A 17,771-nucleotide genomic window follows, 5' to 3' on the forward strand; every position below is an offset into this window, starting at 1 on the left:
ACCTAACTTTTTTGCTTTACAGCCGAATTTTGAGGTGGGAGGCTTACTGCCCGTTAATGCGGGATAAAACCAAATAAAAAAAGCTTTGCGACACGCGCAAAGCTTCTTTTTCATATATTATAGACCAGCTTGCTCTTTTAAAGTAGCTGCTTTGTCTGTACGTTCCCATGTAAGATCTACATCAGTACGTCCGAAGTGGCCGTAAGCTGCTGTTTGTTTGTAAATTGGGCGACGTAAGTCTAGCATTTTAATAATACCAGCTGGGCGAAGATCGAAGTTGTTACGAACTAGTTCCACTAGTACGTCTTCAGATACTTTACCAGTGCCAAATGTATCAACTGAAATTGATACTGGTTGCGCTACGCCGATTGCGTATGCAAGTTGTACTTCTGCTTTGTCAGCAAGACCAGCTGCTACGATGTTTTTCGCAACATAACGAGCTGCATATGCTGCTGAACGGTCAACTTTCGTTGCATCTTTACCAGAGAATGCACCGCCACCGTGGCGAGCGTATCCACCGTAAGTATCAACGATGATTTTACGTCCTGTTAAACCAGCATCACCTTGTGGTCCACCAATTACGAAGCGGCCAGTTGGGTTAATGAAGAATTTCGTTTCTCCATCCATTAATTCTGCTGGAACTACAGCTTTAATTACATGTTCTTTTAAATCGCGATCGATTTCTTCCCATGTAACATCTGGATGATGCTGTGTAGAAATTACAATTGTATCCACACGTACAGGTTTACCATTTTCATCATACTCAACTGTAACTTGCGTTTTTCCATCCGGACGTAAGTATGATAATGTGTCATCTTTACGTACTTCAGTTAAACGACGAGCTAATTTGTGAGCAAGCGAGATTGGAAGTGGCATTAATTCTTGTGTTTCATTACATGCGAAGCCAAACATTAAACCTTGGTCTCCTGCACCAATTGCCTCAATCTCAGCGTCAGTCATTAGACCTTCGCGTGCTTCTAGCGCTTGGTCAACACCCATAGCGATGTCAGCAGATTGCTCATCGATAGATGTTAAAACTGCACAAGTTTCTGCATCGAATCCATATTTTGCGCGTGTGTAACCAATGCCTTGAATTGTTTCACGAACGATTTTTGGAATATCTACGTAAGTAGAAGTCGTAATTTCCCCCGCTACCAATACTAAACCAGTTGTTACAGTTGTTTCACAAGCTACACGTGCATTTGCGTCCTTTGCTAAGATCGCATCTAAAATTGAATCAGAAATTTGGTCACAAATTTTATCTGGATGTCCTTCAGTTACAGACTCAGATGTGAACAGATGACGTTTTTTTGTCATGTGGTAAACCTCCCTACAGTAATTGTATATATTGTACGGAACTCATCCTTAATTTGCCACAAACTGCGACATACATTTATTCTCCCACACAAGCATACAGAAAAACCTTTCCTACTTAACATAGAGGAAAGGTTTAATTTGCTACTTGCATACTGCTTTTTGCCCTTTGCTCTTATCGTTCGAGACCGTTAGCCTCGCACAGGTTTTAGCACCTATTCACCTGTATTTACCACTACAAGTGAGGTTGCTGGGCTTCATCGGGCCTGTCCCTCCGCCAGCTCGGGATAAGAGAGTATCCGTCCCAACCTATACTAAAGAAATGATATTCATTTGTCAATTAATATTCACATTTTCCTGAAAGTTTTTCTCAATGCGCATAGAATGAAATATTAATAAGGAAATGATACATTCACACAAACAAAAATAAATAAATAGTATACATTATTTATATAATTGTGTTATACTCTTGATGGGGATTACGAGAAATATTTCATTAAATGAAAAGGATGGTATATAAATATGAGTACTGTGAATGTCCAAATTGGTTTACATGAATTATTGAACGGAAGCAATGCACAGATTCAATTAAGTGTTCCGCAATTAGTGGAAAAAGTATTAATGCGAAACGAAGGGAAATTAACTTCTACTGGTGCCGTTTCTGCTTCAACAGGAAAATACACAGGACGTTCTCCTAAAGATAAATTTATTGTGAAGGAAGCATCGGTTGCTGACAAAATTGCTTGGGGAGCCGTGAACCAACCGATCTCTGAAGAACATTTTAATAAATTATATATAAAAGTTTTAGAATACTTAAAAGAAAAAGAAGAGTTATTCATCTTCAAAGGATTTGCTGGCGCTGATCGCAACTATCGCCTACCAATTCAAGTTGTTAACGAATATGCATGGCATAATTTGTTCGTACATCAATTATTTATTCGTCCAAATGAAGAAGAATTAGCAACTCACGAATCAGAGTTCACAATTGTTTCTGCACCAAACTTCAAAGCAGATCCAGCAATTGACGGTACAAATTCTGAAGCATTCATTATGGTTTCATTCGAAAAACGTATCGTACTAATCGGTGGTACAGAATACGCTGGAGAAATGAAAAAATCAATCTTCTCTATTATGAACTTCTTACTACCTGAACAAGACATTCTTTCTATGCACTGCTCTTCAAACGTAGGCGAAGAAGGCGACGTAGCACTATTCTTCGGTTTATCTGGAACAGGCAAAACAACATTATCTGCTGATCCAAACCGTAAATTAATCGGTGACGATGAGCACGGTTGGTCTGATAACGGTGTATTCAATATTGAAGGCGGTTGCTATGCAAAATGTGTAAACCTTTCTCATGAGAAAGAGCCACAAATCTTCGATGCAATCAAATTTGGTTCCGTTTTAGAAAACGTTGTCATTGACGGTCAAACACGCATCGCCGACTATAACGATACTACTTTAACAGAAAATACACGTGCTGCATACCCTATGCATGCGATTGACAATATCGTACTGCCAAGTGTTGCAGGACATCCAAATACAATTATTTTCTTAACTGCTGATGCATCTGGCGTATTGCCTCCAATCAGTAAGTTATCAAAAGAGCAAGCTATGTACCACTTCTTAAGCGGTTACACTAGTAAGCTAGCAGGAACAGAGCGCGGTGTTACATCTCCACAAGCTACATTCTCTACTTGCTTCGGTTCACCATTCTTACCGCTTGATGCATCTCGTTATGCTGAAATGCTTGGTGAAAAAATCGAGAAACATAATGCAAAAGTATTCTTAGTAAACACTGGCTGGACTGGTGGCGAATACGGTGTTGGTAAACGTATGAACTTAGGTTACACTCGTGCAATGATTCAAGCAGCACTAAGCGGTGAACTTGCTAAAGCTGAAACTGCAAAACACGACATCTTTGGCCTTGAAGTACCTTGTCACGTTCCAGGTGTACCTGACGAAGTATTAATGCCTGAACAAACTTGGGCTGATAAAGATGCTTACAAAGCGAAAGCAATTGAGCTTGCAAACGAATTTAAAGAAAACTTCAAAAAATTCGATAGCGTTTCTGAAGATATTATTAACTTAGGCGGTCCAATCGCTTAATATATAAAGTGAAACTTTAATCAGTGGGGGTTTTGTTCATCCCCCACTGATTATTAGTTGAACCAATCGGGCATTTACGGGCAGTTGATCTCCCACCTAACTTCTTTGCTCCACCTGAATTTTGAGGTGGGAGTTTTACTGCCCGTTAATGCGGGATAAACTTTCTGTTGCAATAACCCTTTACTCATATGAATAAGTATCGTGTAGCCAAAAGTTTCGCGTACTCACCGACAAAACCCAATGCGGCTTAACGGTTACACATACTTACATAAAAAAGAAGCTTACGTTTTTCGCGTAAGCTTCTTTCTATATATTCTTTAATTTACACACATACAAACCACGGCTTCGAAAATATAAATAGGTTTTACGCTCACTTGCTCCTTCTGGCTTCACACCGCATGGGGCTAAAAAAGGATCTAACCGCTTCTATCCGTCGCCAGACCCTCTGTTCCAACTTAAAACTTTCCAACCACAATTTTCAATTTATATACTTAGATTTTCACACATATAAATCACGACTTCGAACACACAAACTATTTCCCTACTCACTACATCCTTCTGGCTTCACACCGCATGGGGCTAAAAAAGGATCTAACCGCTTCTATTCATCGCCGGATCCTCTATTCCAACTTAAAAGAAGCTTTTTATCTTTTTTAGCTCTTTGTTAGTTCCTTTTCATCTTTCATGCTATAGTAGCCTAAATTAACAACGATTAAGAAATAACCACCCATAATCCCAACTGCAAATGCCCACATAACCATATGGTGCTCAATTTCGTACATAATAATTGCACCAAGGATCGCCGCTGCGTAGCGATTAAACATACCAAGCGTCGGCGCTTTCGTCTTCTTTACGATACTATCCCCAAGTTTTTCGATACGCCTTCCTAAAATCCAAACACAATACATGCTTACAATAAGTCCAATTCCTGCACCTAGAAAATGTGCTGAAAAGGGTGTTAACATCCAGCCTAATAACAGAATACCTAGTAGATAATACGATTGAATTTTAAACGACCTTAATGACATACTAATCATGTTGTACTCCCCTTCAATAGTTTTTATCTATCCAACAAAAGTTATATAACTCATTTCTTTCGAGTCCATGCTACTTAAAATCTATTTCATTCAAATTAAAAACAACATAAACTGTATGTTTATGTTGTTAAAATGCTTTTAGAAAATAATATTATACAAGATTTCTAATATAGAATCCCTCATAAATGTGACATTTTTCAAAACATTTTCGTCCAATTATGAAAAAAGTGATATCAATCTATGAACATACGGATATGATGTAATAAGCACATAAATAAAGGGGGCGTCTAATGGTTTATTTTTTAATGGCTCTCATTCACCTCATTGTCCCTGCACTTATTGGACTTTCCTTGTATTGGTACACGAAAAGACATAGTATTTTCTATGCTGTCCTCGGTGTTCTTCTTCCAGGTATTATTCTTATTACACTCTTCCGTATTCCATTTTTAAATTTAATTCCACTTATTACCGCTATCTTGTTTCTCATCTTCTTACCAAAAATAAAAAAATAGGAAAGCAGATCATAGGTAATCTGTTTTCCTATTTTGATATAAATTCTTGTACGGTAGAATGCGCTTCTATTTTCTCTGATTTCACAAACCATAGACCGAAGAAAATGATTATTCCACCGATTATTTGTTGTAACGATACATATTCATTTGCCCATATAGCTGCAAATAAAACCGCTACAAGCGGTGTAATATACATATATACCATCGTATGTGATGCTCCGATTTTTTGGACACCAACATACCACATCACTAAACCAAATACTGTTACAAATAAAATAGAATATAGTAAAGCAAACAATGTCATTCCATGTGTAATATGAAATGGCATGACAAATACATGTGGACCACTTAACAATAAGAGCGGAATCGCTCCAACTAATGCCGACCATGCAGTAACACGTAGTGCTGAGTATTTTTTTATTAGTGGTCCCGCTAAAACAGGATAAAGCCCCCAGCATATCGATGTAATTAGTCCAATCCCATTTCCGTAGAAAGAACTAGCGAGTGAATGCCCCGCTACTAAAACTAATGTAGCACCAACAAAGGCAATCATGGAACCAACTAACTTTCGAGAAGAAAATTTTTCTTGTTTCAAGAAAATCGCAAATACAGTTGTAAAAATAGGTGAAATAGAAATGAGTAAAGAGGCATTTGTAGCGGATGTATATTGTACCGTTTCCATGAATAGCGTTTGATACAGTACAATACCTACCGTGCTCACGATGATTAATCTTGGTATATCTTTTCGCTCCATATAAAGTGACTTTTCGATAAAGAACGTAAGTAATAACAGTAGTGGTGCTGCTGCCATCATTCGAACTGCAGTAAACTCAATCGCCGTAAATTCTAAAAGTCCATATTTCGCAATCGTATAGTTAATCCCCCAAATAATAACGACACTTAAAATTAATAACTCAATTCCCCATTTTCTCATACGCAATCCCCTCCGCAAATAAAATTATACAGAAAATTCAATAATGTGTACATTTCATTATGTGAAAAAATCTTTTTATTGTATGAAGAACCTTGTCTTGATAAATGAAATTTTATAGGCGATTTTCAAAATATATCAGCGATTCGAAAAAGAATATCGACTTATCAATAAGAAACGACAATAGTATCACCCTATACTATAAAGAAAAGGCAGCTCCAAAATTTTTTTGGGCCGCCTTTTCTTTACTATACTCGAACATGTAACTTCATATTCGGATTATAAAACTGGCTTGGGCTCTTCAGCTGAAAAGTCCCTCCAACTTCATGCCAATCAACTGTTAACTTATCATCCATAAATACAAGCTTTGTTCGATCTGCAATAAAGTTTAGTACACTTGATTCAATATCTACATCGCGTTCATCTTTCTCTGAAACGGCTACTAAATCAATAATCCCGCTCATAACACAACCGCAACCTTCATTATCGTAAAATAACTTTATATATTTCGCTTCACTTGGAATCGTATCCATAATCTTTTTATATGCTGCTTCTGTTACAGTAACGTACATGCGTGAATCTACATCCTCTCTTCTCGTATCATTCTTATATTGTACCATTCTTTTTCTTAATTCCACCCGTTTGTTGTATACAGAAAATTAAGACTAATATACAATATATGTGATAAAGGAGGTTGTATCATCGATGTTCAAATTACGGCGATACCCCATTTTCTTAGGTCTATTAGGTAGTTTTTTTATTTCTAGCGGAATGATATTACAACATATACTTCCCTATTCTCCTTCTATTGGCTGGATTCTAGGTTTTATTTGTTTTACATCCGCTTCTTATTTTGCTATGAAAAATAAAAACAACTAACAAAGTAAGAATTATCTTAAGGAGGATTTTGATGTAGACGTTACTTTGATTCCACAGGAGACATGGTGGTTATCAAACTAATAACAGCTCCCCTATTTTTGAAATCTATATACACAATACGATCGACCACACAAAAATATAGAATCTACAATATATATATAGTAGTTCTACTTTTAAAACTAGATTTTCAAAAATATAGAAAGGAGACAATATATGTACCAACGCAATTGCTTTAGTTGTGACGGTAGACGCAACAGTGGTTCTATCGGAAGTACTGGACCTACTGGTGCTACAGGTCCTACTGGTGCTACAGGTTACTGGCAATGCCGGACCTACCGGGGCCGGTTTACAAAGTACTACCGCTTTTAGTCTAGCAGCCGCTCCTAACTATAAAACGGGACAAGTTGTGACTTACACAAGTAGCGGCTATGTTGTAAAAAAAGATGCACCTCAAGGGTTTCCGAATGTGTCCCCAGATTATATCGTATTAGTAGAAGGTGGACCTACTGGCATCACTGGTTCTATCGGCATCACTGGACCTACTGGCATCACTGGTTCTACCGGCATCACTGGACCTACTGGCATCACTGGTTCTACCGGCATCACTGGACCTACTGGCAACACTGGTTCTACCGGCATCACTGGACCTGCAGGTAGTTCATCAGCGAAAAGTATTGTTTTTCAAGGGACGAATGCTGGGTTTCAACGTATAGCAGGTTCTCCAGGAATTGATTCTAACGTTATTCCGTATGTAACTGCTGGAGCTGGGAATATAGTTGGTTTTGCTGCATCTATAAATATTAATAACTTACCCGCTGCTGTTTATACGATTGATATTTGCAAGGATGTCCCAACAAACCTCTCTGCCCCTACCTCTAGTTACATCCTATCTACTATCACTTTAACTACTACAGATAAAATTACGGGGACTATGACATTTTCAATTAAACCTACGGATATTGGCTCTAGACAACCTCAAGTGTATAACCCTACTCCAGTACCTGGACCTGCCACTGTAACTTGGACTAGTATTACAACTGGAAACCTGGTTTCGAGGGGGGATGCGATATCTCTTTATATTACCCCCGGGATTACGGCAAGTGCTGTATATTCTGTTTTTCTAATCACTGATATATAGCCCACACTTACAAATCGTTCATTTTACAAAAAACTTCGCTACCGAGGCCAACAAAATTACAAATAAATTAAAACAAATAACAGACAAATTCATTATATACCTCACCTTGGATATATCCATATTTTGATTTTTCAAATTGGTACACTATGTCAATATTGTAAACATCCCCTTTATTGGATTCCGTACTTCCATCCAAAATGAAAAGGGAAATCACTCTAAAGAAAGTGATTTCCCCTTTTTAAAATACCCACCGTTAAATCGGCAACATAATCTCAACAGTCGTTCCAACTCCAACTTCACTTTCAAAGTTCAATTTACCGTGGTGATCTTTAATAATTTTTTCCGTAACTACTAATCCTAAGCCTGTTCCAGTTTCTTTCGTTGTGTAAAAAGCTTCATTTAGCTTAGGAATTTTATCTTTCGGAATGCCGTATCCCTCATCTATAATTTGAACAATGATCACATCTTCCACTATAACTTTTACAGTAATAGTTCCGCCAACTGACATTGCTTCAATCGCATTTTTAATTAAATTAAAAAATACTTGTTTCAATCGTTTCTCATCACATGTAATTGAAGGTATGTCTTTACTATAAATAGCATGCATTTTTATCCCTTGTTCTAAAGCTGGCTTTTCCATAACCCTGATAACATAAGAGATGATTTCTTTAATATTATGAGTTTCGGATTCTACCGATTTAGATTTCTCAAACTCATTTAGTTCTGTAGCAATTGTATAAATTCGCTCTACTTCCTGTCTCATAATTTCACTATAAATCTTATCTTCTGGATATTTTTTCGCTTGCTTATTCACAAGTTTTTTCAATTTTTCTAACGGTCTTCTAATCTTATCGCCAATTACTGTTGCCATTTTTCCAACCATCGCTAATTTTTCTACATTTTGTATTTCTCTGTCCATCATTTCAAGTGTACGAACGTAAGATTGGAATCTTAAAAATATAATCCAACATATAATAACAAACACGCTATATAATGCTATTGGGATAAGAACGATAAAGGATTGAACAACGAATCCCATAAGTGCATATTTTCCAACAATAGTTCCGGCAACTAACCAAAAGTACCTCTTATTCACAAATATCGGTGCAAATAAAATAAAGAATCCTTCTACTATATTCCCGCCATCAAATTCCGCATCACTTCCGTAATAAATAATGAAGTTATTAATAAAATCCAATATATTATAGCCAATTAAAATAATATACTTCACAATATACGGCTTTTTCCATTTCATAAAATAAAGTCCTATAAAGAATAATCCAACCATCAAACTATATAGCCATAAACCTAATCCTTCTCCAAAAGCATCTGCTAGTTTTTGATTTTTATCTGATAAAAGGACAATAGCCTTTTCAGCAAAATCATACGCAAAAAATATAACGAAGAATAAGCTTAAAAATATTTTTAATGCCTTTATCTCTTCTTTTTCAAATGTATTGCCTTTTTCCATATGATAACTCCTTTAACAACACCTCTTAATCTTGTGTCACATTGCGCTCACATTTTTTCGGGAGCAGTATTTCTACTCTCGTTCCTTTCTTTACTTCACTAGAAATGTGTAATTCTCCAAGATGCTCTGTCATAATTCGCTCTGCTACCGTAAGACCTAATCCAATTCTATCTTGCTTCGTTGTATAAAAAGCATCCTTAACTCGTCCTAAATTATCCTTTTTTATCCCAAAACCACTATCTACTATACTTACTATTACGTAATCTCTTTTTTTATTTTCAACTTGTATTTTTAATGTTCCGCCATGCTCCATTGCCTCTAAAGCATTTTTAATAACATACAAAAATACTCCTTTTAATTTGCGTTTATCACATTCAATTTCACTTCTATTTTGCTCTTCATTAAAGGTGCAATTTATATTTAACTCGTTCATTTTTTCGCGCATGTTTTCTACCGCTTGTACTAAAACATCACTTACAATGTGTTTTTCATAAACAGAAGGTTTACATGTAGCAACCTCCATTAATTCACTAATCATATTATTCATATTTTCTATTTCGAGAATCATTTGTTCATATGTTGCATCTTTTTCGTGTTTCTCTTTTTGTAATTGCGTAAACCCTTTTAATGAAGCAAGTGGGTTTTTAATTTCATGTCCGACTGTCGCTGCCATTTTTCCGATAACCGCCAATTTTTGTGACTGACTTGCCTCTGCAATACGTCCCTTTACTGCTGAAAGATATTGTAAAAATCGATTTAAAATAATAAATGACACGAAAAGTAACACCATATTTATAACAAGCGACATAAACAAGTTAAGTTCTCCAAATACAAATAGGTATATCATATATTTTCCTATAAGAAATGGCGCTAAAACAAATAAATATCTTTTACTCAAAAATATCGGTACGAAGAAAATGAAAATATATTCAATTACATTCCCTTCATCAAATGCTATTGTATTATGAAAAGCATACCATCCAATATTAAAAGTCTCTGCGATCATGTATGCAAATAAATATGTATATTTAACTAAATATGCTTTTCCTCTCTCAAATAAGTAAACACTAATACCTAATATAGCCATAATATATGCAAGCTTCCATATCACTTTATGCCAATTTCCTAAAGGCATTGTATCTTCTAATATAATCGCGTATGCAACCTCGTATACAATTAAAATAACATGTATTACCCATAAGAAAATCTTAGCGTTTTTCTTTTCTTCTTTAGCTGATAGAAAACTCTCTCCCACTTCAACACCCCTTCAAAAGAATACCATTTATTATAATAAATGATTTTCATAGACAAACAAAGATAAATTGAACAAATGAGGAAAATCAATCTATAGATAATATACTTCTTCAGACCATATGTAAGCATAAAAATCATGAACAATAATACGTATAATATGGGAGGTGCTTTATATGGACGGTCGTGAAAATAAGAAGATAGAACAGTTACAATCCTTTACGAAAAACAATGAAGGAAAAGAGATGACAACGAATACGGGTGTCAAAATTTCAAATGATGAAAACTCTTTAACCGCCGGCGATCGTGGCCCTACACTTTTAGAAGATTTCCTGATGCGAGAAAAACTCGCTCATTTTGACCGTGAACGAATTCCTGAAAGAGTCGTTCATGCTCGCGGTTACGGAGCACATGGTGTTTTTGAGCTATATGATTCTTTAGAAGATTTAACAATGGCTCATTTTTTACAAGACCCATCTAAAAAGACACCTATTTTTATTCGTTTTTCTGAAGTTGCAGGATCAAAAGGTGCAAATGAAACGAACCGAGATGTACGAGGATTCGCTGTTAAGTTTTATACAGAGGAAGGAAATTTCGATTTAGTGGGTAATAACATCCCGATTTTCTTCATTCAAGATGGTATTAAATTTCCGGATCTTATTCATGCTCTTAAACCAGAGCCACATAATGAGATTCCTCAAGGACAAACAGCACATGATACTTTTTGGGACTTTATCGCCAATAATCAAGAATCAGCTGCGATGATGATGTGGATTATGTCTGACCGTACAATTCCGAGAAGTTTTCGAATGATGCAAGGGTTCGGCGTTCATACATTCCGCTTAGTTAATAAACACGGAAAGTCACGATTCGTAAAATTCCACTGGAAGCCTAAGCTTGGTGTTCACTCGTTAATTTGGGATGAAGCTCAAAAACTAGGCGGTGCTGATCCGGATTACCATCGCCGTGATTTATGGGAAAATATTAATGCTGGAAACTACCCTGAGTACGAACTTGGCGTTCAAATTTTAGAAGAAGAGGACGAATTTAAATACGATTTTGATATATTAGATGCAACAAAAATTTGGCCGGAAGAAGACTTCCCTGTTAAAATCATCGGAAAAATGACGTTAAATCGGAACGTTGATAACGTATTTGCGGAAACAGAACAAGTCGCACTGCACCCTGGAAGCATCGTCCGCGGTATCGATTTTACAAATGATCCTCTCTTACAAGGTAGACTCTTTTCTTATACAGATACGCAATTAGCCCGCGTCGGTACAAACTATCAAGAGTTACCGATTAACCGCCCTGTATGTCCTTTTCATAACAATCAAAGAGATGGTGCGTCTAAATATATAATTGATAAAGGAAAAGTCGCTTACCATAATAACTCTTTAGCTAATAACTCTCCCTTTACTGTACCTGGTACGAAAGGCGGTTTCGTTACATATCCTTCTACTGTTTCCGGACATAAAACAAGAGAAACAGCCGCTAGTTTTAAAGACCATTTCTCACAAGCCCGTTTATTTTGGAATAGTATGAGCCACGTCGAAAAAATCCATATTATGCAGGCCTTCTCCTTTGAATTAGGAAAAGTAAAAAGTAAATCAGTTCGCCAACAAGTCGTAGATATGATTGGTCATATAAGTACAGAATTAGCTACTTTAGTAGCTGAAGCAGTCGGGGCAACAGTGCCAAATGTTCAAGAATCAAATGTTACAAAATCCTCACCAGCACTAAGTATGGAACATACAACATTCAGCCCAAATACATTACGAGTAGGCCTCATTGTCGCAAACGGATATGACGGTCAAAACGCACAATATATTATAAATCAATTCAAACAAGCCGGTCTTCAGCCCGTTATTATTTCCGAACGATTAGGTTTTGTGCAAGGCTCTCAAAATGTAAAGTGGGAAGTGAATGATACTTTCTTAACAGGATCACCGCTTCTTTACGATGGGCTACTTCTTATTGGCGGAAATATTGATGATCATTTTCTTAACAAAGCAAGTTCATTTGTCGTAGAATCATATAATCACTTTAAGCCAATTGGCGCTTTCCAAAACGGAACTACTATTATTCAATCTTTAAACATCGAAGGAAAACCTGGCGTTATAACAGAACAAAACCCTACCTTACTTGCGAATGAATTTATTCAGGCAATGACAAAACAGCGATTTTGGGAAAGAGCCTATTAAAATGCATGAGGAGGATACGTCATGTTCGTTACAGTGGAAAAAGATGTACACATTTTTGTGCAAGATATGAACCCAGGTCCTGACAGTAAAACTGTTTTCTTTGTACACGGCTGGCCTTTAAATCACCAAATGTTTCAATATCAATTCAATGTTTTACCACAGCACGGGTTTCGCTGCGTCGCAATGGACATTCGCGGAAACGGGCAATCTGATAAACCATGGACTGGTTACACATATGACCGTTTAGCTGACGATATCGCAATTGTATTAGAAGCACTTCAAATAGAAAGTGCTTCGTTAGTTGGTTTCTCAGTCGGCGGTGCTCTTTCTATTCGATACATGTCACGATATAACGGTCGCCGTATTTCTAAACTTGCATTAATTGATGCCGTCTCCCCCTCTTTCGTAAAAAACCAACAATCCCCTTACGGCGTACCGAAAGAGCAAGCAAATGCTCTGATTGCTCAAATGTATGCAAATTTGCCTAAATTTCTTAATGATGTATCTTTATCATTTTTTAATAGAAACTTAGGAGCTGCCACGTTAGACTGGTTTTCTTATCTCGGTATGCAGTCCGCTTCTTATGCTCTCATCAAAATTTTGCAAGCAGCCGCGAACGAAGATGTAACAAAAGACTTAAGTAAAATTGACGTTCCAACAAAAATATTCCATGGCGTTCACGACCAACTTATCCCTTACAAAAGTGCTGAACTTACACAACAACGGATTAGAAATTCTCAGTTACATGCTCTTACAAATAGTGGTCACGGCTCGCCAATCGATCAAGCTGATGAATTGAATAAAGAACTTATTAAATTTATAAACTCATAACAAATTAACAATGCCTCCTCAACAAAAAAGAATTTGCCAAAATGGCAAATTCTTTTTTTAAAATTACCACACAACTTTATTGCAATTGATTTTTCTGAAATTTCAATATATATCTAGATAAAAAAACTCTTAGAAACCTTAAAGAGTTTTTTTACGCATTAAACAAATTATCCAATTATATACTAAATGAAAAATTCACACACTTCTCACAAATCAATTATTAAACCGATTCTATTTTAATTTATACTAAATGTACAAGTAATACTCCCTAAACCTAGCTTGTCTGGTTATCCCGTTAAATACTATGAAAAAAGAACTTGTATCGTATACAAGTTCTTTTTTTCGCTTATTTAAATAATATATCCTTACTATATTGCTTTCCGACGAGTAAGTCATATTGAATAAGCTCATATTGCTTTAGCATTTCTTTTTGTTTTTCTGTTAAACTTTTTATTGCTTTTCCATCTTTTCCTATCCTCAATTCGTCACGAAGTACAGGAATTTCTTCATATAACTTCGATAAAAATTGATAGAACGGTACCTTAGTTAATCCAGCATAATCAAAGACAAGATTTGAAAAATAAATTGGACTTACTAAACCTAAATTGTCATTTGGTATATCAAAATTTGCATACATTAATAACGGCGTTTGCGCCATCGCTAATCGTTCACTTGGCGTTTTTTCATTCGTTATATACCCATTCTCTTTATAAAGAGATTTATTTGTTCCTAGCGACGGAAGATGGTCCCCAAAGAATACTAATAATGTAGGTCTATCTAAATTATCTAACTCCTCTATTAAATATTGAAGAGCTTCATCTGAACGTCTTAAACCTTCTGTATAAGTCTCTAATTCAGCCTTCGATTCTTCATTTTCTAAACCACTAATTTCTATTTGATTTTCGCCAAATCTTCCTTCTGTAAATGGAAAATGATTTTGCATCGTAACCGCATGAATAAAAGTAGGTTGTTTTTGCTTCTCTAATTCAGCTATTATCTCTTTACTCATAGATAAATCGCTAATATAATCTCCATCAACTTCTACATTCTCCATCGTATCTTGCGCATTAAACTTGTCAAAGCCTAACACTCTATATACATCATCCCGTTTAAAGAATGAGCGACCAAATGAATGAATTGCACTTGTGTAATACCCTTCTTTTTTTAACTCTCGAGTAATAGATGGAATTTCTTTCTTATTTGTAACAACTTGCTGATACGGTATAGAGCCTGGTTTTAACAAACTCATTGAATAACTCGTTAATACCTCAAATTCAACGTTCGCAGTATTTCCTCCAAATGTAGGAGAAATAGTTTGTCCACCAGGAAAATTTTCTATATAATGATGCAAATTCGGTAAAGGATCTTCACTAAAGGAAAGATTCGTTAATTTCGTTGGATCCCAAAACGACTCGCTCATTACAAAAATAATATTTGGTTTCTCTTTTTGCTTCTGCGCCCCTATATTGCTGCTATATTGTTTTTTTATATCGTTTGCTATTTGAATCATATTTTCTTTTGAATAATCTTTCGGCTTTTCAATGACTGTCGTATCTAAATTACTTATAAAGCCTAGCACAAAACCATTCGAAGCATAATTTTCATTTTGATTCCACAAAACGAACTCTATGCCCGACTTTTGAAACCATTTATTCATAAACGTATTCGTAAAATTACCATACGCATATAAAACAAAAACGGATCCTATTATAAATAGAACTCGTACGCCTACATGAACTTTTACATTTTGAATATATTTCCTTATATACATACCCGCTAAAATACAGGCAACAACACTTACAATAACGAGAAGAATATAACCCCAACTAAAATAATCCATCACCATTGGTATAACAGATTGCATATGTCCAATCTGTGTAAAATCAGAAGGATATAGTGGGTCTCCCCTAAAAACAATTTTAAAGTGATTTACAATAGCCAAAATGATTAGCAAAATGCTTGGCAAGATAGTACTCAAAAAAACTTTCCCAAGCACGTTATACACAAAAACATATATCGCATAAATTACAATTAAACTAAATATAAACTGTGCGTTATAATTGTAAATCCAATTCAGTGTATTTACGAAATCCATATTATTTTGCGTAAAAATAAAAAGCAAAGTAACCGCATGGGCTACTAAAAACATTCTAATATAAATCCTAATAATCGGTTTAAATTTATTAACTATATCTTTATTCAAATACGCAACATACAATAGTACAATCCACATCAAAATTGTCATTATACTTAAAACAATTTTTTGATTTAACATATCTTTCATCGTATCTAAACTAAAATATTTTAAAATCAAGAAAATTGTGGGTACTACATATAGGGTTACTAGACCACTTAACATCGCCGAAATTAATATACTTCTTCTTGGCTGATGAAATGAAAAATTACCCCTCAATTCATTCCCTCTTTTCTGTTTATTAATTTCACCCCGCACCGTAATAAAATATTACTTATATAAACATAACATATTATGTACACAACGTCTTCTCATGTACACCCTCCGTATAATGTCATCTGTTACCTCTTGTACATACCGAATGAAAAAAAGAGATTTCCTAAGAAAGGAAATCTCTTTTTCATTACCCAACACTTTGCACACGGCCAATTTGTCCATCTTGTAATCGAACTTTAATTCCGTACGTGTGTGTTTCTGTATTTGTTAAAATATCTTTCACAACACCACTCACTGTTTTACTATAATCTTTATCTAATTGAATAACTACATGTGAACCCACCGAAATTTGTGATCTTGTCGGCTTCCCACCTGTTGCTTGTGTTGTTTTTTCTTGTTTCTGTGTTCTCTCTTGTTGTGCAGACTGCTGTTGCTGAATCTTCTGCTGTTCTTGCTTACGTTTTTCTTCCTCTACTCTTTGCTGCTCTTCTTGCTTACGCTTTTCTTCTTCTACTCTTTGCTGCTCTTCTTGCTTACGCTTTTCTTCTTCTACTCTTTGCTGCTCTTCTTGCTTACGCTTTTCTTCTTCTACTCTTTGTTGTTCTTCTTGCTTACGCTTTTCTTCTTCTACTTTTTGCTGCTCTTCTTGCTTACGTTTTTCTTCTTCTACTCTTTGTTGTTCTTCTTGCTTACGCTTTTCTTCAGCCTTCTTATCTTCTTCAATTTTCTTCTCATCTATTTTCTGTTCTTCCGCTGCCTTCAGCTTGTCCTCTTCATCTTTACAAGCTGTTAAAGCAACTACACATAAGCCTGTAAGTAAAAATAATACTAATTTTTTTAACATTAAAAAATCCCCCTATATATACATTACAAATAATGACCTTTAATAGAATAACAAATATGTATGAACCCCCTTGTCGTAATTTGTCGTATATATTGAATTTCCCATATAACAAAAGAACCTGTCATGTGACAGGTTCTTTTCGTTATTTATTATGAACGGGAAAAAATGATGAAATGATTAACATGTTTACTATACAATAGGAAGCATCCATAGTTTCCATATGATACACACGATTACTATAAAAATAAAATCAAACAAATCTAATCTCGGACCCTTTTTCATAGTCATATCTAACCACATATGAACCAATTTCAATCTTTTGTATTTATGAATATTTTTCTTTGCAAATCGGTAAGTAAGCACTTGCATGATGTAAATTCCAGTTACGCAAATAAACAATAAGGTGAGAAATTCAACCACGAAATTCCTCCCTATTTTTGAAGTGTTCTTTCTACTATATGGTTCTTCAAGACCCATTCCTCAAACTGAGCACTTCCAAATTCCCAGCTCAAATCACGAGCATGTACAGAAAAAACGTAATAACCGGCATATTCGTCCATAAACATTCCTGCCCCTACATCATCTTTTTGAATACCGTATACTCCAAAATTAAAATACACATCCCACACGTCTTCATGCTTCCTCTTATAAGCAATCGATTCCATATCACATTCAGTTCCGAAATAATCAAGATGTAAATGTACGCTATCATCGTATTCGTAATCCATTTTATCACCCCTTATATTTGTACTTCTTTACTACCCAAAAAATTCCTGCTATATATACTCACATATGGGCACTTACCTACATATTATGCTTGTAGATTGACTTCTAGGAGGT

The 17,771-nt window shown here is 35.5% G+C and carries 14 protein-coding genes, 1 pseudogene and 1 riboswitch; of the genes and pseudogenes, 5 read left to right on the forward strand and 10 right to left on the reverse strand.

The window, feature by feature from the left end; all coding sequences use genetic code 11:
* Positions 1–117: 117 nt before the first annotated feature.
* Positions 118–1,317, reverse strand: coding sequence for a methionine adenosyltransferase (gene metK, locus MHI07_RS22415; RefSeq protein WP_002112417.1), 1,200 nt, complete (start codon positions 1,315–1,317; stop codon positions 118–120).
* A 169-nt stretch (positions 1,318–1,486) separates the two neighbouring features.
* A riboswitch (SAM riboswitch) is annotated at positions 1,487–1,608 on the reverse strand.
* Positions 1,609–1,836: 228 nt separating this feature from the next.
* On the opposite strand from metK, the gene pckA reads away from it, so the two are divergent.
* Entirely contained in the window at positions 1,837–3,423 is a 1,587-nt protein-coding gene (pckA, locus tag MHI07_RS22420; RefSeq protein ID WP_002112418.1) for a phosphoenolpyruvate carboxykinase (ATP), read from the forward strand.
* Positions 3,424–4,076: 653 nt separating this feature from the next.
* Here the strand turns inward: pckA and MHI07_RS22425 are convergent.
* The gene (locus MHI07_RS22425; protein ID WP_131232029.1) at positions 4,077–4,460 is read right to left on the reverse strand and encodes an ATP synthase subunit I; all 384 of its coding nucleotides are present in this window, start codon (positions 4,458–4,460) and stop codon (positions 4,077–4,079) included.
* Between the two features lie 290 nt (positions 4,461–4,750).
* Here MHI07_RS22425 and MHI07_RS22430 point away from each other — a divergent pair, with 290 nt between their 5' ends.
* The gene (locus tag MHI07_RS22430) at positions 4,751–4,972 is read left to right on the forward strand and encodes a hypothetical protein (protein WP_002112420.1); all 222 of its coding nucleotides are present in this window, start codon (positions 4,751–4,753) and stop codon (positions 4,970–4,972) included.
* A 28-nt stretch (positions 4,973–5,000) separates the two neighbouring features.
* Here MHI07_RS22430 and MHI07_RS22435 read toward each other — a convergent pair whose 3' ends face one another.
* Both MHI07_RS22435 and MHI07_RS22440 read right to left on the reverse strand, forming a co-directional pair.
* Positions 5,001–5,906 (reverse strand): DMT family transporter, encoded by a 906-nt coding sequence (locus tag MHI07_RS22435; RefSeq protein ID WP_078180112.1) that lies wholly within the window; start codon positions 5,904–5,906, stop codon positions 5,001–5,003.
* Positions 5,907–6,151: 245 nt separating this feature from the next.
* Positions 6,152–6,475 carry an iron-sulfur cluster biosynthesis family protein gene (locus MHI07_RS22440; RefSeq protein WP_070145227.1) on the reverse strand — a complete coding sequence of 108 codons (324 nt, stop codon included), beginning with the start codon at positions 6,473–6,475 and terminating at the stop codon, positions 6,152–6,154.
* A gap of 520 nt (positions 6,476–6,995) precedes the next feature.
* Here MHI07_RS22440 and MHI07_RS22445 point away from each other — a divergent pair.
* Positions 6,996–7,920, forward strand: a pseudogene (locus tag MHI07_RS22445) (collagen-like triple helix repeat-containing protein).
* A gap of 253 nt (positions 7,921–8,173) precedes the next feature.
* Here the strand turns inward: MHI07_RS22445 and MHI07_RS22450 are convergent.
* Positions 8,174–9,391 carry an ATP-binding protein gene (locus tag MHI07_RS22450; RefSeq protein ID WP_340826402.1) on the reverse strand — a complete coding sequence of 406 codons (1,218 nt, stop codon included), beginning with the start codon at positions 9,389–9,391 and terminating at the stop codon, positions 8,174–8,176.
* A 25-nt stretch (positions 9,392–9,416) separates the two neighbouring features.
* Positions 9,417–10,646 carry an ATP-binding protein gene (locus MHI07_RS22455; RefSeq protein ID WP_199708973.1) on the reverse strand — a complete coding sequence of 410 codons (1,230 nt, stop codon included), beginning with the start codon at positions 10,644–10,646 and terminating at the stop codon, positions 9,417–9,419.
* Positions 10,647–10,818: 172 nt separating this feature from the next.
* Here MHI07_RS22455 and MHI07_RS22460 point away from each other — a divergent pair, with 172 nt between their 5' ends.
* Positions 10,819–12,846, forward strand: a complete 2,028-nt coding sequence (locus MHI07_RS22460; RefSeq protein ID WP_340826405.1) for a catalase — start codon at positions 10,819–10,821, stop codon at positions 12,844–12,846.
* A 21-nt stretch (positions 12,847–12,867) separates the two neighbouring features.
* Positions 12,868–13,677, forward strand: coding sequence for an alpha/beta fold hydrolase (locus MHI07_RS22465; RefSeq protein WP_340826408.1), 810 nt, complete (start codon positions 12,868–12,870; stop codon positions 13,675–13,677).
* A gap of 346 nt (positions 13,678–14,023) precedes the next feature.
* Here MHI07_RS22465 and MHI07_RS22470 read toward each other — a convergent pair whose 3' ends face one another.
* The 4 genes from MHI07_RS22470 to MHI07_RS22485 all read right to left on the reverse strand — a co-directional run bounded on the left by MHI07_RS22470 (position 14,024) and on the right by MHI07_RS22485 (position 17,659).
* Positions 14,024–16,090, reverse strand: coding sequence for an LTA synthase family protein (locus MHI07_RS22470; protein WP_340826411.1), 2,067 nt, complete (start codon positions 16,088–16,090; stop codon positions 14,024–14,026).
* A gap of 184 nt (positions 16,091–16,274) precedes the next feature.
* On the reverse strand, positions 16,275–16,931 hold the full coding sequence (locus MHI07_RS22475; RefSeq protein WP_340826413.1) for a YwbE family protein: 657 nt from the start codon (positions 16,929–16,931) through the stop codon (positions 16,275–16,277).
* Positions 16,932–17,120: 189 nt separating this feature from the next.
* On the reverse strand, positions 17,121–17,351 hold the full coding sequence (locus MHI07_RS22480; protein ID WP_340826415.1) for a hypothetical protein: 231 nt from the start codon (positions 17,349–17,351) through the stop codon (positions 17,121–17,123).
* Positions 17,352–17,362: 11 nt separating this feature from the next.
* Positions 17,363–17,659 (reverse strand): DUF3986 family protein, encoded by a 297-nt coding sequence (locus MHI07_RS22485; RefSeq protein ID WP_002112440.1) that lies wholly within the window; start codon positions 17,657–17,659, stop codon positions 17,363–17,365.
* Positions 17,660–17,771: the final 112 nt, after the last annotated feature.

The sequence above is a fragment of the Bacillus sp. FSL H8-0545 genome (genome assembly GCF_038006105.1).
Taxonomy (GTDB): domain Bacteria; phylum Bacillota; class Bacilli; order Bacillales; family Bacillaceae_G; genus Bacillus_A; species Bacillus_A cereus_U.